The 17,808-nt window shown below is 71.6% G+C and carries 15 protein-coding genes; 8 read left to right on the top strand and 7 right to left on the bottom strand.

The window, feature by feature from the left end:
* The first annotated feature begins 4 nt into the window (after window positions 1-4).
* From ACWC24_RS07275 to ACWC24_RS07265, 3 genes are all read left to right on the top strand, one after another.
* Window positions 5-418, top strand: coding sequence for a roadblock/LC7 domain-containing protein (locus tag ACWC24_RS07275; RefSeq protein ID WP_152888434.1), 414 nt, complete (start codon window positions 5-7; stop codon window positions 416-418).
* Window positions 419-515: 97 nt separating this feature from the next.
* Window positions 516-1,094, top strand: a complete 579-nt coding sequence (locus tag ACWC24_RS07270) for a DUF742 domain-containing protein (RefSeq protein WP_450661845.1) — start codon at window positions 516-518, stop codon at window positions 1,092-1,094.
* Complete coding sequence (locus ACWC24_RS07265) at window positions 1,075-1,656, top strand: ATP/GTP-binding protein (protein WP_162468656.1); 582 nt, start codon at window positions 1,075-1,077, stop codon at window positions 1,654-1,656. Before ACWC24_RS07270 ends, ACWC24_RS07265 begins: the two co-directional genes overlap by 20 nt.
* A 315-nt stretch (window positions 1,657-1,971) precedes the next feature.
* Here ACWC24_RS07265 and ACWC24_RS07260 read toward each other — a convergent pair whose 3' ends face one another.
* Together ACWC24_RS07260 and ACWC24_RS07255 are read right to left on the bottom strand one after the other, a co-directional pair.
* Window positions 1,972-2,166 carry an acyl-CoA carboxylase subunit epsilon gene (locus ACWC24_RS07260; protein WP_450661844.1) on the bottom strand — a complete coding sequence of 65 codons (195 nt, stop codon included), beginning with the start codon at window positions 2,164-2,166 and terminating at the stop codon, window positions 1,972-1,974.
* A gap of 95 nt (window positions 2,167-2,261) precedes the next feature.
* Window positions 2,262-3,794 (bottom strand): acyl-CoA carboxylase subunit beta, encoded by a 1,533-nt coding sequence (locus tag ACWC24_RS07255; RefSeq protein WP_450661980.1) that lies wholly within the window; start codon window positions 3,792-3,794, stop codon window positions 2,262-2,264.
* Window positions 3,795-4,297: 503 nt separating this feature from the next.
* On the opposite strand from ACWC24_RS07255, the gene ACWC24_RS07250 reads away from it, so the two are divergent.
* The 3 genes from ACWC24_RS07250 to ACWC24_RS07240 all read left to right on the top strand — a co-directional run bounded on the left by ACWC24_RS07250 (window position 4,298) and on the right by ACWC24_RS07240 (window position 6,864).
* Window positions 4,298-4,915 (top strand): YceI family protein, encoded by a 618-nt coding sequence (locus tag ACWC24_RS07250; protein WP_450661843.1) that lies wholly within the window; start codon window positions 4,298-4,300, stop codon window positions 4,913-4,915.
* A 778-nt stretch (window positions 4,916-5,693) separates the two neighbouring features.
* On the top strand, window positions 5,694-5,876 hold the full coding sequence (locus ACWC24_RS07245) for a hypothetical protein (protein ID WP_450661842.1): 183 nt from the start codon (window positions 5,694-5,696) through the stop codon (window positions 5,874-5,876).
* Between the two features lie 205 nt (window positions 5,877-6,081).
* Window positions 6,082-6,864 (top strand): serine protease, encoded by a 783-nt coding sequence (locus ACWC24_RS07240; RefSeq protein ID WP_450661979.1) that lies wholly within the window; start codon window positions 6,082-6,084, stop codon window positions 6,862-6,864.
* Between the two features lie 85 nt (window positions 6,865-6,949).
* Here ACWC24_RS07240 and ACWC24_RS07235 read toward each other — a convergent pair whose 3' ends face one another.
* Both ACWC24_RS07235 and ACWC24_RS07230 read right to left on the bottom strand, forming a co-directional pair.
* On the bottom strand, window positions 6,950-8,359 hold the full coding sequence (locus ACWC24_RS07235; protein ID WP_450661841.1) for a hypothetical protein: 1,410 nt from the start codon (window positions 8,357-8,359) through the stop codon (window positions 6,950-6,952).
* A gap of 66 nt (window positions 8,360-8,425) precedes the next feature.
* Window positions 8,426-11,446, bottom strand: a complete 3,021-nt coding sequence (locus tag ACWC24_RS07230; protein ID WP_450661840.1) for a glycoside hydrolase family 3 protein — start codon at window positions 11,444-11,446, stop codon at window positions 8,426-8,428.
* Window positions 11,447-11,734: 288 nt separating this feature from the next.
* On the opposite strand from ACWC24_RS07230, the gene ACWC24_RS07225 reads away from it, so the two are divergent.
* Window positions 11,735-13,597, top strand: a complete 1,863-nt coding sequence (locus ACWC24_RS07225) for a ricin-type beta-trefoil lectin domain protein (RefSeq protein WP_450661839.1) — start codon at window positions 11,735-11,737, stop codon at window positions 13,595-13,597.
* A gap of 36 nt (window positions 13,598-13,633) precedes the next feature.
* Entirely contained in the window at window positions 13,634-14,128 is a 495-nt protein-coding gene (locus ACWC24_RS07220; protein ID WP_450661838.1) for a hypothetical protein, read from the top strand.
* Window positions 14,129-14,132: 4 nt separating this feature from the next.
* Here ACWC24_RS07220 and cimA read toward each other — a convergent pair whose 3' ends face one another.
* The 3 genes from cimA to ACWC24_RS07205 form a co-directional block, all read right to left on the bottom strand.
* Entirely contained in the window at window positions 14,133-15,737 is a 1,605-nt protein-coding gene (cimA, locus tag ACWC24_RS07215) for a citramalate synthase (protein ID WP_450661837.1), read from the bottom strand.
* A gap of 390 nt (window positions 15,738-16,127) precedes the next feature.
* Window positions 16,128-16,748: a TetR/AcrR family transcriptional regulator gene (locus tag ACWC24_RS07210; protein ID WP_450661836.1), complete on the bottom strand. Its 621-nt coding sequence runs from the start codon at window positions 16,746-16,748 to the stop codon at window positions 16,128-16,130.
* A 17-nt stretch (window positions 16,749-16,765) separates the two neighbouring features.
* Window positions 16,766-17,803, bottom strand: coding sequence for an agmatine deiminase family protein (locus ACWC24_RS07205; RefSeq protein ID WP_450661835.1), 1,038 nt, complete (start codon window positions 17,801-17,803; stop codon window positions 16,766-16,768).
* Between the last annotated feature and the right edge of the window lie 5 nt (window positions 17,804-17,808).

The following is a 17,808-nucleotide window of genomic DNA, read 5'->3' as shown; positions in this document are numbered from 1 at the left end:
CCCGATGAGCCAGGCGGCGCAGAACCTGAACTGGTTGATCACCAACTTCGTGGACAACACCCCGGGGGTGTCCCACACGGTGGTGGTCTCCGCCGACGGACTCCTTCTGGCGATGTCCGAAGGGTTCCCCCGTGACCGTGCCGATCAGCTTGCGGCTGTCGCGTCGGGTCTGACCTCGCTGACCGCGGGTGCCTCGCGCATCTTCGAGGGCGGCCACGTGAACCAGACGGTCGTGGAGATGGAGCGAGGGTTCCTCTTCATCATGTCCGTCTCCGACGGTTCCTCGCTGGCTGTCCTTGCCCACCCCGATGCGGACATCGGTCTCATTGGGTACGAGATGGCCCTTCTGGTGGACCGTGCAGGTACGGTTCTGACACCGGATCTTCGTGCGGAGCTCCAAGGGAGCCTTCTCAACTAGCAGACGAACCGTGCGTATTGGCGTCCCGGGGCCGTAAGGTTTCGGGACGCGGCTCCACAGTGATGGATGCCAGTGCACAGTCGGAGGAGGAGAGAAAGTGGCAACACCCCCAGGCGGCTCATCGGGCAACTGGTCGTACGGACCCGGCCAGGGCCAGGGCGACGGTTCGCAGAACCCGTACAACTTCCCCTCCGCGCCGAGCCAGCGGCGCCACCAGCAGCCGTACGCGCCGCAGGGCCCCGGCCCGTCGCCGTACGACCAGCCGAACGCGCCCCGCATCCAGCCGGTGCAGCCGCAACGCCGCGGCCCCGAGCCCGCACCCGCCGGGTCTTCGAACAATCCCCTGGTGCGCCCGTACGCCATGACGGGCGGCCGCACCAGGCCCCGGTACCAGCTCGCCATCGAGGCGCTGGTACACACCACCGCATCTCCGCAACAGATGCAGGGCCAGTTGCCCGAGCATCAGCGGATCTGCAACCTGTGCCGAGAGATCAAGTCGGTGGCCGAGGTCTCGGCCCTGCTGTCGATCCCTCTCGGTGTGGCCAGGATCCTCGTCGCCGACTTGGCGGAGGCGGGACTGGTCGCGATCCACCAGCCGGGCGGCGACGAGAACGCCGGCGGCCAGCCAGACGTGACACTGCTCGAAAGGGTGCTCAGTGGACTTCGCAAGCTCTAGCGGCGGTCCTTCCCGCTCCACCACCTCCGCGAAGATCGTGGTGGCGGGCGGCTTCGGCGTGGGTAAAACCACGTTCGTCGGCGCCGTCTCGGAGATCAACCCGCTGCGCACGGAGGCCGTCATGACGTCTGCTTCGGCAGGCATCGACGACCTCACCCACACCGGGGACAAAACGACCACGACGGTCGCCATGGACTTCGGTCGTATCACCCTGGACCAGGACCTGATCCTGTACCTGTTCGGCACGCCCGGCCAGGACCGCTTCTGGTTCATGTGGGACGACCTCGTGCGCGGTGCGATCGGCGCGATCGTGCTGGTGGACACCCGGCGTCTCGCCGACTGCTTCCCCGCGGTCGACTACTTCGAGAACAGCGGTCTGCCCTTCGTCATCGGCCTCAACGGCTTCGACGGCAACCAGCCGTACCAGCCGGACGAGGTGCGCGAGGCGCTCCAGATCGGCCCGGACACCCCGATCATCACGACGGACGCCCGCCACCGCGCGGACGCCAAGTCGGCGCTGATCACGCTGGTCGAGCACGCGCTGATGGCACGCCTGCGCTGATCCCGCGCGCATACCGACAGATGGGCGGTCCTTCCCGAACCGGGGAAGGGCCGCCCATCTGCTTTTCCTGCCGGCCGCCCTCCAGCCGCCCGCTCCCGCACCCGACCGCTCGGCCGCACGCCCGTGAGCGCCCTCGTACGCCTGTACGCCCCCCGTCCGTGTGACGGGCCTCGCCCGACCGGCTGCCCGGCCCTGTGGCCGCCGCTCGCCGGCCGCGGGTCGCCGGACGCCACCGGCCCTCTGCGATGCCCGTACGACGCGAAAGGGCCCCTCTCCCGAAGAGAGGGGCCCTTTCGTGCTGCGTGGGGGTGCGGCCTAGCCGTGCCAGCTGTGCGGGGCGCGGAAGCCGGGCTCGCGCTCCAGACGGCGCCAGCCCGCCTTGCGGTGGCCGCCGTGCGCCGGGGTCTCCGTGGACGTACGGGCCGCGGCTCGGGCGAGCAGGATCGCCGTGATGGCGGCGACCTCCTCGGGCTCCGCATGGCCCTTCTCGACGCGAATGTCAGAGTTCATGGATGTCAGTCTCCGTGAGAGAGGTTTCCGCGGGGGTACCGCGGAGGATCCGCCGGGTTACTGCGGGGGTTACCGCGGGGACGGTGCCGCGAGGGCTACTGCGGCGGGTTGCCGTGCTTGCGCGAGGGCAGGTCCGCGTGCTTGCTGTGCAGCATGGCCAGGGACCTGATGAGGACCTCGCGGGTCTCGGCCGGATCGATGACGTCGTCCACCAGGCCGCGCTCGGCGGCGTAGTACGGGTGCATGAGCTCGGACTTGTACTCCTTGACCATGCGGGCCCGCATGGCCTCGGGGTCCTCGGCCTCGGCGATCTGGCGCCGGAAGATGACGTTGGCGGCGCCCTCGGCACCCATCACGGCGATCTCGTTGGTGGGCCACGCATAGGTGAGGTCGGCACCGATGGACTGGCTGTCCATGACGATGTACGCACCTCCGTACGCCTTGCGCAGGATCAGCGAGATCCTCGGCACGGTCGCGTTGCAGTACGCGTACAGCAGCTTGGCTCCATGACGGATGATCCCTCCGTGCTCCTGGTCGACACCGGGAAGGAATCCCGGCACGTCCAGGAAGGTGACGATCGGGATATTGAAAGCGTCACACATCTGGACGAAGCGCGCAGCTTTTTCACTCGCCTCGATGTCCAGCACGCCCGCGAGGGTCTGCGGCTGGTTGGCGACGATGCCGACGACCTGGCCGTCGAGCCGGGCCAGGGCGCAGATGATGTTCCGCGCCCAGCGCTCGTGGACCTCCAGGTAGTCGCCGTCGTCGACGATCTCCTCGATGACCTTGGCCATGTCGTACGGACGGTTGCCGTCCGCGGGGACCAGGTCCAGCAGGACGTCGCCGCGCCGGTCGGCCGCGTCCGTCGGCTCGACGCGCGGCGGGTTCTCGCGGTTGTTCTGCGGGAGCATCGACAGGAGGTAGCGCACCTCCGCGATGCAGGTCTCCTCGTCGTCGTAGGCGAAGTGGCAGACACCGCTGGTCTCGGCGTGCACGTCGGCGCCGCCGAGCCCGTTCTGGGTGATCTCCTCGCCGGTGACCGCCTTGACGACGTCCGGGCCCGTGATGAACATCTGCGAGGTCTCGCGGACCATGAAGACGAAGTCGGTGAGGGCGGGACTGTAGGCCGCGCCGCCCGCGCACGGGCCGAGCATCACGCTGATCTGCGGGATGACTCCGGAGGCCTTCGTGTTGCGCTGGAAGATGCCGCCGTAGCCGGCGAGGGCGCTGACACCCTCCTGGATACGGGCGCCGGCGCCGTCGTTCAGCGACACCAGCGGCGCTCCCGCCGCGATGGCCATGTCCATGATCTTGTGGATCTTCGTCGCGTGGGCCTCGCCCAGCGCGCCGCCGAAGATCCGGAAGTCGTGCGCGTAGACGAAGACCGTACGGCCCTCCACCGTGCCCCAGCCGGTGATCACACCGTCCGTGTACGGCTTCTTGGCCTCCAGCCCGAACCCGGTGGCCCGGTGCCGGCGCAGCTGCTCGACCTCCCGGAAGGACCCCGGGTCCAGGAGCAGCTCGATCCGCTCCCGGGCCGTCAGCTTGCCCTTGGCATGCTGCGCCTCGGTCGCCCTCTCGCTGGGACCCGCCAGCGCCTGCACACGGATCTCGTGCAGCTCGGCCACACGCCCCCGCGCGTCCGTCGGCTCACCCGTCGTCTCTTCCAAAACGGTCATGTAGCGACCATACGAAGCCCACCAAGGAAAGCGAGCCGTCGACTCCGTACAGTCTCCGGACCGTTTTCCTGGTGCCACTGAACAGAACGGTGGCCCCATGCAAGCCTTCCGACTGTCCGGAGGGCTTCCCGCTTGTCGGGGTCTCACAAACGACCGCGCCGCGGACCGGTTCGGATTCGCGGGCCGCACTGCCGTCCCCGGAGTGACACCGGGACCCGTACGGCGGTACGCCGGGAGCGGGGTCCGCCCTCACGGATCCCGCCGGGGCCGGACCGAGGGCGACGGATCATCACCCAGCGTAGCCTGAAGGACACATTGCGGATGATGTTGAAACTTGTACGGAATAGGTCTAGCGTCTACCTCGTTACCTCGTTGAAGATTCAACAGAATCCCCAGCACCGGTTCCGCGGTTTCGGACGAAACCGCGACCCCGTCCCCCAAGGAGCAACGTCATGGGCATCTTCGGCCGCAAGGGCAGCGACGACACGACCTCCGAGACCGCCACCACCCCCGGTACGGTCTCCCCCGACCTCGCCGCACTGACCGGTGAGTACACGATCGACCCGGCCCACTCCTCGTTCGGCTTCGTGGCGCGCCACGCGATGGTCACGAACGTCAAGGGCAAGTTCAACGAGTTCTCCGGCTCCCTGCACCTGGACGGCAGCGACCCGGCCAAGTCCACGGCGACCATCGACATCACCATGAACAGCGTCGACACCGGTTCCGCCGACCGTGACGGCCACCTCAAGAGCTCGGACTTCTTCAAGGCCGACGAGTTCCCGACGATGACCTTCCGGTCCACCGAGGCGCAGGCCCTCGGCGGCGACGACTACCGCATCACCGGCGACCTGACCATCCTCGGCGTCACCAAGCCGCTCACCATCGACCTGGAGTTCAACGGCTCCGCCACGGACCCCTTCGGCAACGAGCGCGTCGGCTTCGAGGGCAAGGCGGAGATCCTGCGCTCCGCGTGGGGCCTGACGTGGAACGCGGCGCTGGAGACGGGTGGCGTGCTGGTCTCCGACAAGATCAAGCTGAACTTCGACATCTCGGCGATCAAGAACGCGTGAGGCGCACCGCACAGCGGCCCACGACGCAGCGCGCCCGCCCTGCTCCCGCCCCTGGCGGAGAGGGCGGGCGCGCCGTGTGTTCAGCGAGGGCCGCGTTCGTCCTCGGGCGGTGCCCGGTGCGCGGTCGGGCGTCGCGGACGTGGCACAGCGGGTCGTCCTGCCACCGGCCGCCGCCGGGGCACCGGGAGCAGCCGCCCGGGGCGAAGGCCGCGCCCACGCCGACCGCCGCCCGGAGGGCCATCCGGGCACTGGGCCGGGGCGCAGCCGAAAGGCGCGGCGAGCCGGCGCGGGTGCGGGACCTGCGGGCCGGGGGCGGCCGGGGTCCCTGCGGGCCCTCAGGGCGCCGGGCAGGTCGGCGAGCCCCTGCACCAGCCGGACGGACCCGCAGGCCGGCGCTCCGACCAGCGCCGACCAGCCCCCGTCGCCGACCAGCCCCCGTCGCCGGCCCGGACCGGGCGGCGGGCGGCAGGGCCGGGCCCGGGACAACCAGGAGCGCGACGAGCGGGAGGGCGGGCAGAGTGCCCGCCCTCGTGGCGGGGGGCCGTACCGGCGGATCCAGATCGCGAGGGCCGTCCCGGCGGTGGACACGGCGGCGCCGAGCGCGCAGTGCGCCGAGAGCAGGCCGGGACGCGGCGGGCGAGCGACAGCGGCCCCAGCCGCCGACCCGGGTCTTCGCCGGGCTGGAGGCGGACGGGCCGATCGCCCGGCGCCCCGACACCGGCGACCGCCGTCAGTCCGTGCTCACGCTCACCCCGGCCGCGAGGCGCTGGAGCGGGACATGACCGAACGGGACGCCTGGTCGGCCGGTGCGCTCGGTGCGCTCGGCGCGCTCGGCACGCTCGGTGCGCTCGGCACGCTCGGTGCGCTCGGCGCGCTCGGCGCGACGGAACGCCAGGTGCCGCGCCTCACGACGGCGCCGATGGGACGGCCGGCGGAGGCGGAGACCACGGACGGCGGGTGACGGGCACGCCGGACGGCCGGTGACGCGCCGCCGGGGGCCCGTGCGGATGGCCGGATTCACCCCCTTGTGCGTCCGCTCACAGCGTTCTCATAATCCAGCAACAGATTTTGACGAGCTCATGCCAGCACATGGGCATCCCTTTACGGCTCCCCCGCACCTTGCGCTTGGCATGTGCATGCCATTCACCCCCACGGAAGGCATCACGGTGAAGAAGCTCCTCACGGCGCTCCGCAGATGGGCGGTCGCCGGCGCGGCCGCCCTCGCGGTCGTCAGCCTCCAGCCCGTCTCCGCCGCACAGGCCGCCCCCGCGCCCGTCGTCGGCGGGACCCGGGCCACGCAGGGCGAGTTCCCGTTCATGGTCCGGCTCTCCATGGGCTGCGGCGGCGCGCTCTACACCCCGCAGATCGTGCTCACCGCCGCGCACTGCGTGAGCCGCACCGGAGCCAACACCGGCATCACCGCCACCGCCGGTGTCGTGGACCTCCAGTCGACCACCGGCCGGGTCCAGGTCAAGTCCACCTACGTCTACCGGGCTCCCGGCTACAACGGCAACGGCAAGGACTGGGCGCTCATCAAGCTCGCCTCGCCCATCAGCCTGCCCACGCTGCCCATCGCCACCACCACGGCCTACAACACCGGCACCTTCACCATCGCGGGCTGGGGCTCGGCCACCGAGGGCGGCGCCCAGCAGCGCTATCTGCTGAAGGCGACCGTGCCGTTCGTCAGCGACGCCACGTGTCGCACCTACAGCGGCTACAGCGGTCTGGTCGCGAGCGACGAGATCTGCGCCGGGTACGCGGCAGGAGGCGTCGACACCTGTCAGGGCGACTCCGGCGGTCCCATGTTCCGCAAGGACAACGGGGGCGCGTGGATCCAGGTCGGCATCGTGAGCTGGGGCATCGGCTGCGCCCGCGCCAACGCCCCTGGCGTCTACTCCGAGGTCTCCACCTTCGCCTCGGCCATCGCCGCGGCCGCCGCCACGCTCTGACCGACGCCCTCTGTCCCCCTCGGGACCGCCACCGGCAAGGGCCCGCCGCCACTCGGCGCCGGGCCCGTGCCCCGTCGTACGTACGTCAGAAGCCGCCGCCGAAGTCCCCGCCGCCCCCGCCGCCGAAATCGCCTCCCCCGCCGTCGCCGAACCCGCCGCCGAAGTCGCCCGGGTCGAAGTCCGCGCCCGAGACGTCGCCGCCCTGGTAGCCGCCGGCGCCGAAGTCGCCGTAGCCGGTGCCGTAGTCGGACGCGTAGGACGGGGAGGCCATCACCCCGCCGAGCGCGGTGCCCAGCAGCAGGCCGGGCAGGATGCCACCGCCGAAGTAGCCGCCGGCCCAGGGGCCGTAGGCGGGACCCGCGTCCCAGTAGGGGCGGCGGCCGTACTCGGTGTCGACCTGCCGGATCACCGGGTCGCGGCCGTCGGCCAGCCGCGTCCGGTCGGCCGCGCACACGGGCACCTCGCGCGGGGCGCCGCCGGCCGGGGTCCAGGCGGCGTCGGCGACGGAGGGGCCGTGGCGGGGGTCGAAGAAGCACGGCGGCCGGCGTTCGGGCAGCGGGCCGCCCGCCCGGCGGGCGGCGAGCTGGGCCAGGCTGAAGCGGCCGTCCTCCACGGCCTGGGTGACCGCGCGGACGTCCTCCGGCCCGGCGGCCTGCGCCATCAGCGTCTTCGCCTGGTCGTAGGCGTCCAGCGCGCGCTCGTAGTCGGCCCGCATGGCGTCGTCGGCCCCGGCCTCCGCCGGGTGGAAGTCCAGCCGGTCCAGTTCCTCGCCGAAGGCGGTGATGTCCTCGTCCACCACGACGCGCAGCCGGTCGAGGGCGGCGCCCCGTTCCGCCTCGCGACGGCGGCGGTTGCGACGGGCCAGTCCGACGGCGGCCGCGCCGCCCGCCACCACGACGACGCCCGCGGTGATCAACGCGGCGGTCGCCACCCCACCGGCCCCGCCGGAGGACCCCCAGGTCGCGGGCGCCGAACCGCCCATGTGGGTCAACGCCCGGCTGGTGAAATCGCTCAGCTGGGTCTTCGCGTCGCTCTCGCCCTGGACGCTGGTGACGAGGTTCTGCACCGCGGTGCGGGGCAGCACCGAGGCGTCGGCGCGGGCGTCGAAGCGGTCGCCGAGGCGGATCGCGTACAGGCCGGTGACGCCGGTGGCGGTGCGCAGGTCGGCGAACAGGTTCCCGGTCGGGTAGCCGGCCGGGAGGACCGCGATGAACAGGGGCTTGTCGGCCTTCCTGATCTGCGCGCGCAGGGCGTCCGCCTCGGACGGCGAGAGCTGGTCGGCGGCCGCCGGATCGACGTACACCGGGCTCGCGCGCAGAGCGTCCGCGACGGCGCCGACACTCGTGACGTACGGAACGGCGGGGGCGGCCGGGGCGGCGGCGCCACCCGGGATTCCGGAAGCGGGTGCCGGGCCCGCCCACACCCCGGCGAGGGCGGCGAGCAGGAGGGCCGGCACCAGTAGGGGGAGGCTTCGGGTCCGTACCACATCCATCATGGTTCGAAGTTACCCGAAGCCTCCCAGAAGGGGGCATTCACCCGTACGAGAGACGCGGTACCCGCGTCAGGCCGCCCGGTACGCCTCCGTCAGCTTCCGCACGGCCGCGCCGTAGCGGCCGGTCAGGAGCAGATGGTCGGCGTCGGCGAAGGGCTTCGCCAGCGCCGCGGTGATGTGCTGCCCCGCCTTCTGCTGGACGAGCAGCCGCGCCTTCGTGACGAGCGCGCGCCCCGCCGTCCCGCGGTGCGCCCGTTCGGCGGCGGCCGCCGCCAGCCCGAGCGCCTTCAGCGTCGACAGACCGCCCGTGGGTGCCTTGCCGAGCGTCGTCAGGCCCCAGCCGTACGGGAACTGCGGGTCGTACGCCGAATCGCCGACGTTGACCGGCAGCTGGGCCTCGGACCTGGGCCAGGTGACGGGGAGCTGTCCGGTGAACGGGCGCCTTCCGTACAGCACGTCCGCCACGCCCGCGCCCTCGGTGCCCGGCAGCCAGGAGGCCACCAGGGCGTCGATGCCGCCGAGCCGGTCGCCGACGAGCTGCGGCCGGCCCGAGACGATCAGCACCGCGCACTTCATGGCCGCGCACACCTTGTCCACGGCCGCCTTGTCGGCCGCGGTCAGCTCCAGGTCGTTGCCGTTGCCGACATCGCCGACGCCCTCGGCGTACGGGGTCTCGCCGACGACGACCACGCCCACGTCGTAGCCGGTGGTCGGGGCCGAGGCGTCCTTGGAGTAGGTGACGTCGCCGCCCGCGTCGCGCATGCCCTGGAGGATGGTCGTGCCCTTGGTGATCGGGCCGGACGAGCCCTGCCAGGTGAGGGTCCAGCCGCCGCTCTGGTTGCCCAGGTCGTCGGCGTTCGAACCGGCGACGTACACCTTCTGCGACTTCTTCAGCGGCAGTACGCCGTTCGCGTTCTTCAGCAGGACCTGGGACTCGGCGGCGGCCTGCCGTGCCACGGCCCGGTGCGCGGCCGAGCCGATCCGCGAGGCGCCGCCCGTGTCCGCGTAGGGCTTCTCGAACAGGCCCAGTTCGAACTTCTGGGTGAGGATGCGGGAGACGGCGTCGTCGATCCGCCGCTCGCCGACCCGGCCCGCGGTGACCTCGGCGACGAGGGCCGTACGGAAGTCCTTGTACGAGTACGGCACCATCATCATGTCCACGCCCGCGTTGACCGAGGTGCGCACGTGCGAGGCGTAGTCGCCGGGGAGCTGGTCGATGGCGTTCCAGTCGCTGATCACGAAGCCGTCGAAGCCCATCCGGCCCTTGAGCACGCCGTTGATCATGTCGGCGCGGGCGTGCATCTTCACCGGACCCAGGCCGTCGCCGACGATGTCGAGCGAGGAGTAGGAGGGCATGACCGTGCCGACGCCCCGGTCGACCGCGGTCCGGAACGGCGCCAGGTGCACGGCCTCCAGCTCCTGCCGGGTGACCTTGGTGACGCCCTGGTCCACGGTGTACGAGCCCGTGGTGGACGTGCCGTAGCCGGTGCCGCCGTCGCCGACGAAGTGCTTGGCGGTGGCGAGGACCTTGTCGCCGCGCTTGAGGTCCTTGCCGCTGCGGTCGCCCTGGAGGCCCTGGACGATCGTCTCCATGGACTCGACGAGCGCCGGGTCCTCGCCGAAGGACTCGTAGGAGCGGCCCCAGCGTTCGTCGCGGGTGACGCACAGACAGGGGGCGAAGTCCCAGGGGATGCCGGTGGCGCGGACCTCGGCCGCGGTCACCGCGCCCGTCCGCTCGGCGAGGGCCGGGTCACGGGTGGCGCCGATGCCGATGTTGTGGGGCATGACCGTGGCGCCGGCGAGGTTGTTGTGGCCGTGCACCGCGTCCACGCCGTAGATCAGCGGGATCTGGAACCTGGTCGCCTGCGCCCGGAGCTGGAAGCCGTCGATCATCTTCGCCCAGGCCCCGGCGGTGTTGGGCGTCGGTGTGGAACCGCCGCCGGAGAGCAGCGAGCCGAGGTCGTAGGCGGCGACGTCACCGCCGTCGCCCACCGCGCCGCGCTCGGCCTGGGTCATCTGGCCGGCCTTCTCCGCCAGGGACATCCGGGACAGCAGATCGGCGACCCGTTTCTTCACGGGCAGTTTCGCATCCAGGTACGGCAGTCCGTGGGCGTCGATCACGACCTGCGGGGTCTCGGCGGGGGCCTTGGCGCCGGTCACCGTGAGCTTGAGCGGGATCGTCTCGGCCGCCTCTGCGGACTTGTCGCGCAGGGTCGGGACCTTGATGACGCGGCCGGCGCCGGAGGCGGTGCCCGCCGGGAAGGTGATCTCGCCGTGGACCGGGGCGTAGTCCCGGCCGGGGGTGGCGGTGCCGCCCGCGCTCTCGTAGGCGACGGTCACGGGCTCGTCGATGGGGGCGGAGCCGGTGGTGGCGACGGAGACCTCGACGGCGGCCGTGCCGCCCTCGCGGACCGGGTAGACCGCGGCGTCGGTGGTGACGGAGGCCCGCAGAGACTGGTCGGCCCTGCCGTACAGCTCGACGTCGTCCATGGCGAACTGGCCCTGGAGGCCGACCGGGAGGGTGAGGGCGTAGCCCCACATCTGCGTCAGCCCGAGGACGTGGTCGATCCCGCCGACGGGCTGGTAGTCCGTGCGGTAGACGAAGTCGGCGAAGGGGATCTCGATCTGTTTCCAGCCGGTGAAGTCGTCGGTGAAGGAGGTCGTCCACAGCTCGGAGGCCTCGCCGTTCGCACCGCCGTCCTTGATCTCGAAGGAGATCTTCCTGGTGGTGTTCCGGCCGTCCCACCAGAAGCGGATGCCCCGGTGGGCGGACCAGTCGTGGGCGGGTTCGGTCGCGGCGAAGTCGTGGGTGAAGCCGCCGTAGCCGCTGATGTCGTAGGTGCCGGTGAGGACCTTGGCGCCCTCGGGGGCGTCGGCTCGTTCGGCGAGCTGGAGGGCGGGCGGGTCGTCGGCGTCGCCGCCCCAGGTGAAGATGCCCTCGGCGGGCTGGCCCGCGAAGGGGACCTCGCCCTCGAAGCGGTCGACGGGCACCGGCGGCGGGTCGGCGGCGCCGGACGCGGTGCCGGCGGCGGTCAGCGGGAGCAGGGCGGTGAGCAGGGCGGCGGAGGCGATCAGGGCGGTTCTTCGCATGGACCTTCCCTTTGGCTCTCGTAAGTCCACTGACGACTGACCGGGACGCGGCCAGCGCAACACATGACCCAGTCCAACTCACGACTTAGATCACGGCGTGAGTTAACTGGGGGCGCCGGACGCCGTCAAGAGTTCACACCAGAACCGGTACGCACTCAACTCCCGGCCGGATCTGGCATGTTGATCCTTCAGAATGTGAACGCCCGACCTCTTGACGCCCATCCGAAGCCGTCATTTACTCACGGCTCGCACGCCTCCCCACCCCCACCTCCAGAAGGGCGGCGCTCCATGAGGAGATCGACTCGGGCCATCCGGCTGCTGATCGCCGGGTTGCTCACCACGGCCGGCTTCACCGCGGCCGTACCGGCGCACGCGGCCGGTGAGCAGGTCACGGTCTGGCTCACCACCACCGACGACAGCGGCGGCCGGCATGTGGTCCGCGGCCTCCAGGCCCAGGCCCCGTTCGCCTTCCAGGCCGGGGCGGGCGGCGGCGGTGAGAACATCACCGTCGACGAGAACACCCGCTACCAGACCTTCACCGGCGGCGGCGCGTCCTTCACCGACACCGCCGCCTGGCTGATGAACGGCAGCGGGGCGCTGTCGCAGGCGACCCGGGACGCGACCATGCGCAAGCTGTTCTCGCCGACGGACGGGATCGGGCTGTCTTTCCTGCGCAACCCCATGGGCGCCTCGGACCTGGCGCGGTACGGGTACACGTACGACGACGTGCCGGCCGGGCAGACGGACGCCTCGCTGGCGAAGTTCTCGATCGCCCACGACCTCGCGGACGTCGTGCCGCTGACGAGGCAGGCCCTCCAGCTGAACCCGTCCCTGACGGTGATGGCCTCGCCGTGGACCGCGCCGGCCTGGATGAAGGACAGCGGGCAGCTCGACGGGGGCTGGCTGAAGGCCGAGGACTACGGGGCCTACGCGTCGTACTTCGTGAAGTACCTCCAGGCCTACCGGGACCAGGGCGTGCCGGTCTCGTACGTGACCGCGCAGAACGAGCCGACGTGCTGCTCCGGGTATCCGTCGATGAGCTGGAACGCCTCGGGGCTGGCCTACTTCACCAAGAGCGAACTGCTGCCGAAGCTGGCCGCGGCGGGACTGTCGACGAAGGTGCTGGCGCACGACTGGAACTGGGACGTGTACGACGGGTACGCGGCGCAGACGGTGGACGACGCGGCGGTCCGCTCCCACCCGAACTTCGGCGGCGTCGCCTGGCACGGCTACGGCGGTGACGTCACGAAGCAGACGTCCGTGCACAACCAGTACCCGCAGCTCGACGCGTTCGGCACCGAGCACTCCGGTGGCACCTGGATCGCCGACCAGCAGCGCGAGGACATGCTCAACATCGTCGACTACACCCGCAACTGGGCGAAGTCGGTGACCAAGTGGTCGCTCGCGGTGGACCAGAACATGGGCCCGCACAACGGCGGTTGCGGCACCTGCACCGGGCTGGTCACCGTGCACGACGGGGACGGGGCGAGCGGCACGGTCGACTACACGATCGAGTACTACACGATGGGGCACCTGACGAAGTTCGTCCGGCCGGGCGCGCAGCGGATCGCCTCGACGGCGTCGTCCGCCGTGCCGAACGTGGCGTGGCGCAACCCCGACGGCAGCAAGGCCCTGATCGCCTACAACGGCGGGACCGCCGCGAGGACGGTCACCGTCGACTGGGGCTCGCAGCACGCGACCTACACGCTGCCGGGCAGGACGTCCGCGACCTTCACCTGGTCGGGTACGCAGTCCGGGGGCGGAGCGCAGTCGGGGGCGTTCGTCGGCCTGGCGGGCAAGTGCCTCGACGTCGCGGGCGGTTCGTCGGCGAACGGGACCGCGGTGCAGCTCTACGGCTGCAACGGGTCGGCGGCCCAGCGGTGGACGGTCCAGGCGGACGGCTCGGTGCAGGCGCTCGGCAAGTGCCTCGACGTGACCTCGGCGTCGACGGCGGACGGGGCGAAGGTCCAGTTGTACGACTGCAACGCGACCGGTGCGCAACGGTGGTCGTACAACTCTTCCACCGGTGACATCGTCAACACGGCGGCGGACAAGTGCCTCGACGTGACCGGCAACGCGTCGGCCGACGGGACCCGGGCGCAGATCTGGTCGTGCACGGGGGCCGCCAACCAGAAGTGGCACCTGCAGTAGGGCGGGCCGTGTCCCGCCCTCGACAAGGGGCGGGACATGAGGCGTGCGCGTGCGGGAGGTGCGGTGGCCTGTGCCGTCGCCGGGGCACTGCTGCTCGGCGGGTGCGGCGCGGTGGATCTGCCGCTGGCCGGGGTGCGGCTGGGGGCGGACGGGGTGCCGTACGCCCTGATCCGGCCCTGTGGTGACGACACGTACCGCACACCGTCGCTCGACGGCCGGGCCGAGGGCGCCGGGAAGGGGCCGGCCACCACCGGCTGGGACGTGCGCGAGGAGAAGCTGAGCGGGGACGCGGAGTTCCCGCTCTTCCAGCCGCCGGCCGCCTGGCGGGCCCGGTACCGGGGTGCCCGGCGGCTGCTGCCCGGGCACCACTACTCGCTCGCCTTCGGCCACTACGTCGCCGGTGACTCCTACAACGGGGTCGTCGAGTTCTCCACCGGCGACCTCACGGCACTGAAGCCCGGCCGGGTCTGGGCCGACGGCCGGGCGATGGGCCTCGGCGAGTTCGACAGGCTCGCCGAGGACTCCTGCTGAGCGGCTACGCGGCGGGTTCGACGCCCGCGCGCAGCAGACCGTAGGTGTACGCGTCCTCCAGGGCCTGCCAGGAGGCGGCGATGACGTTCTCCGCGACGCCGACCGTCGACCACTCGCCCGCGCCGTCCGAGGTGGAGATCAGGACCCGGGTGGTGGACTGGGTGCCGTGCTTGCCCTCCAGGATGCGGACCTTGTAGTCCACCAGCTCGAGCTGGGCGAGCTGGGGGTAGATCTTCTCCAGGGCCACCCGCAGGGCCCGGTCCAGGGCGTTGACGGGACCGTTGCCCTCCGCGGTGGCGACGATGCGCTCGCCCTTGGCGAAGAGCTTGACCGTGGCCTCGTTGGCGTGCGAGCCGTCGGGGCGGTCCTCGACGATCGCGCGCCAGGACTCCACCTCGAAGTACGTGCGGGCCCTGCCCTCGGCCTCGGCGCGCAGCAGCAGTTCGAAGCTGGCGTCCGCCGCCTCGAAGGTGTAGCCCTTGAGCTCGCGCTCCTTGACCCGCTCGACGACCCGGCCGACGAGCTCGCGGTCGTCGCTGATGTCGATGCCGAGTTCCTTGCCCTTGAGCTCGACCGAGGCGCGGCCGGCCATGTCGGACACCAGCATCCGCATGGTGTTGCCGACCTCTTCGGGCTCGATGTGCTGGTACAGGGCCGGGTCGACCTTGATCGCGGAGGCGTGCAGACCGCCCTTGTGGGCGAAGGCCGAGACACCGACGTAGGGCTGGTGGGTGGCCGGGGTCAGGTTGACCACCTCGGCGATGGCGTGCGAGATCCGGGTCATCTCGCGCAGCGCGCCCTCGGGCAGCACCTTCTTGCCGTACTTCAGCTCCAGCGCGGCGACCACCGGGAAGAGGTTGGAGTTGCCGACGCGTTCGCCGTAGCCGTTCGCCGTGCACTGGACGTGGGTCGCGCCCGCGTCGACGGCGGCGAGGGTGTTGGCGACCGCGCAGCCGGTGTCGTCCTGGGCGTGGATGCCGAGCCGGGCGCCGGTGTCGGCGAGGACGGTGGCGACGACCGCCTGGACCTGGGCCGGGAGCATCCCGCCGTTGGTGTCGCACAGGACCACCACGTCGGCGCCCGCCTCCGCGGCGGTCCGTACGACGGACTTGGCGTACTCCGGGTTGGCGCGGTAGCCGTCGAAGAAGTGCTCGCAGTCGACGAAGACGCGGCGGCCCTGGGAGCGCAGGTAGGAGACGGTGTCGCGGACCATCTCCAGGTTCTCGTCCAGCGTGGTGCGCAGCGCCAGTTCCACATGCCGGTCGTGGGACTTCGCGACCAGCGTGATCACCGGGGCGCCGGAGTCCAGCAGCGCCTTGACCTGGGCGTCCTCGGAGGCCTTGGCGTTGGCGCGGCGGGTGGAGCCGAAGGCGACGAGCGTGGCGTGCTTGAAGTCGATCTCCTGCTGCGCGCGGGCGAAGAACTCCGTGTCGCGCGGGTTGGCGCCGGGCCAGCCGCCCTCGATGAAGCCCACACCGAAGTCGTCCAGGTGCCGTGCGATGGCCAGCTTGTCGGCGACGGTGAGGTTGATGCCCTCCCGCTGGGCGCCGTCGCGCAGGGTGGTGTCGAAGACGTGGAACGAGTCGTCGAGTTCGCTGGTTTCCGTCATGGGTTCAAGGCTCCTGTTTTGGATCTCGGTCTACCGGAATGACCGGCTCCACCGTCCCCCCACGGTTCCGTGCGCTTCGCTCCCTGGCTGAAGGTGGGCCGGGAAAACGAAAAACCTCTCGCGGGTGCGAGAGGTCTGCGCGCGGGTCGAGGACACGATGGCCGCCCGTACCTGGTCGTACGTGGCGGTCACTGCGGACCGGCGCGCCTGCTGCCAATAATCATGGCGAACGAGAGCACGGCCGCAGTCTGGCACAATTCGCCCCCGCGCTCACCGTCCGTCTCAGGATGCGAACAGCGCGCTGCCCATCCGTGGACACGGCACGGGCCGGGACCGGCCTCGGCCGCGCCGCGGGGCACCGGCGCACGGTGGACGACCCGGGCGGGCCGGTCAGCCGTCCGCGGGCTCGGTCCGCGCCAGCGTCTGGTCCAGGAACTCCCGGGCGTGGCCGAGCACCTGCGCCCGGCCGGTGCCGCGCAGCCCGATCGCCACATGGATGGACAGACCGTCGAGGAGGGCGCGCAGCCGGGTGGCGTAGCGGTCGGGGTCGACGGGTCGGATCTCGCCGCGCGAGATGCCCTCCGCGAGCAGGGCGACGAGGTCGCGGTGCCAGGCGCCCTCGATCGCGGCCTGGCGGTCGCGGGCGTCGTCGTCCGCGTTCTGCGAGCGGTTCCAGACCTCCAGCCACAGGGTCCAGTGCGGATCGTGGTGGCCGTCGGGGACGTACAGGTCGACGAACGCGTCGAGGCGTTCGCGGACGGGCGCCGCGCGGGTGAGGAGCCGGCCCCGCTCGGCGCCCAGCCTGCTCTCGCTCCACTCCAGGGTCTGCAGCAGCAGCTCGTCCTTGGAGTGGAAGTAGTACAGGAGATGGCCGCTGCTCATGCCGACCTCGCGGCCGAGCCCCGCCATGGTGAGCTTCTCCAGACCGCGCTCGGCGATCATGTCCATGGCCGCGGCGAGGACCTCCTCGCGTGGCGGCGCGTTCCTGCGCGCCCGCGCCGCACCGGCCATCCGCTGCTCCTGTGGTGTCAGACCTTCGGCTGCTGCTGGGTGATGCAGTGGATGCCACCGCCACCGGAGAAGATCGTACGGGCGTCCACCAGCGTCACCGTCCGCTCGGGGAACAGGCGGCCGAAGATTCCGGCCGCGACCTCGTCCCGCGGGTCGTCGAAGCCGCACAGCACCACACCGTCGTTGCAGAGGTAGTGGTTGATGTAGGAGTAGTCGGCCCAGTGGCCGTCGGCCTCCAGGACGGTGGGCGCGGGGACCTCGACGACCTCCAGCGGGCGGCCGTGCGCGTCGGTCTGGGCGCGCAGGATGCCGATGACCTCGCGGGTCACCTCGTGGTCGGGGTGCGCCGGGTCGGGCTGGTGGTGCGCGACCACCACGCCCGGACGGGCGAAGGCGGCGACGATGTCGACATGGCCGAGGGTGCCGAAGCCGTGCGGGGGGTAGTCGCCGGTGAGGCCGCGCGGCAGCCAGATCGCCTTGCGGGTGCCGAGCTGGGCGTGGATCTCCGCCTCCACCTGCTCACGGGTCCAGCCCGGATTGCGCTCGGGGCCGAGCTGCACGGTCTCGGTCAGCAGGACGGTGCCCTCGCCGTCGACGTGGATCGCGCCGCCCTCGTTGACGAGCTCCGAGGCGTACGTCCGGGCTCCCGCGAGGTCCGAGACCTGCGCGGCGATCTTCGCGTCGTGCTCCCAGCGGGCCCAGTGCTGGGCGCCCCAGCCGTTGAACGTCCAGTCGACGGCCGCGAGTCCGCCCTTGCCGTCGGTGAGGAAGGTGGGGCCGATGTCGCGCATCCAGGCGTCGTCGAGGTCGCGTTCGACCGTGTCGACGCCCGGTCCGAGCAGCTCGGCGGCGTGCGCGCTCTGTCCTGGGCCGCACACCACGGTGACGGGTTCGAAGCGGCGGACCGCGCGGGCGACCGACGCCCAGGCCGCGCGGGAGGCGGCGAGGTCCTCGGGGTCGTCGAAGGTCGGGTTGGGGCCCGGCCACGCCATCCAGGTGCGCTCGTGCGGGGTCCACTCGGCGGGCATGCGGAAGCCGTCGGCGGCAGCAGACATGGTGA

It is taken from the genome of Streptomyces sp. NPDC001443 (assembly GCF_053597355.1).
The sequence above is the reverse complement of the archived record's forward strand: the minus strand, read 5'-3'. Positions and strand labels throughout refer to the sequence as shown.

What these genes read in the sequence shown, in the direction of transcription:
- ACWC24_RS07205 (WP_450661835.1), bottom strand. Translation starts at nt 17,803, where the DNA reads ATGTCTGCTGCCGCCGACGGCTTCCGCATGCCCGCCGAGTGGACCCCG.
- ACWC24_RS07235 (WP_450661841.1), bottom strand. Translation starts at nt 8,359, where the DNA reads ATGATGGATGTGGTACGGACCCGAAGCCTCCCCCTACTGGTGCCGGCC.
- cimA (WP_450661837.1), bottom strand. Translation starts at nt 15,737, where the DNA reads ATGACGGAAACCAGCGAACTCGACGACTCGTTCCACGTCTTCGACACC.
- ACWC24_RS07245 (WP_450661842.1), top strand. Translation starts at nt 5,694, where the DNA reads ATGACCGAACGGGACGCCTGGTCGGCCGGTGCGCTCGGTGCGCTCGGC.
- ACWC24_RS07230 (WP_450661840.1), bottom strand. Translation starts at nt 11,446, where the DNA reads ATGCGAAGAACCGCCCTGATCGCCTCCGCCGCCCTGCTCACCGCCCTG.
- ACWC24_RS07220 (WP_450661838.1), top strand. Translation starts at nt 13,634, where the DNA reads ATGAGGCGTGCGCGTGCGGGAGGTGCGGTGGCCTGTGCCGTCGCCGGG.
- ACWC24_RS07210 (WP_450661836.1), bottom strand. Translation starts at nt 16,748, where the DNA reads ATGGCCGGTGCGGCGCGGGCGCGCAGGAACGCGCCGCCACGCGAGGAG.
- ACWC24_RS07275 (WP_152888434.1), top strand. Translation starts at nt 5, where the DNA reads ATGAGCCAGGCGGCGCAGAACCTGAACTGGTTGATCACCAACTTCGTG.
- ACWC24_RS07260 (WP_450661844.1), bottom strand. Translation starts at nt 2,166, where the DNA reads ATGAACTCTGACATTCGCGTCGAGAAGGGCCATGCGGAGCCCGAGGAG.
- ACWC24_RS07225 (WP_450661839.1), top strand. Translation starts at nt 11,735, where the DNA reads ATGAGGAGATCGACTCGGGCCATCCGGCTGCTGATCGCCGGGTTGCTC.
- ACWC24_RS07250 (WP_450661843.1), top strand. Translation starts at nt 4,298, where the DNA reads ATGGGCATCTTCGGCCGCAAGGGCAGCGACGACACGACCTCCGAGACC.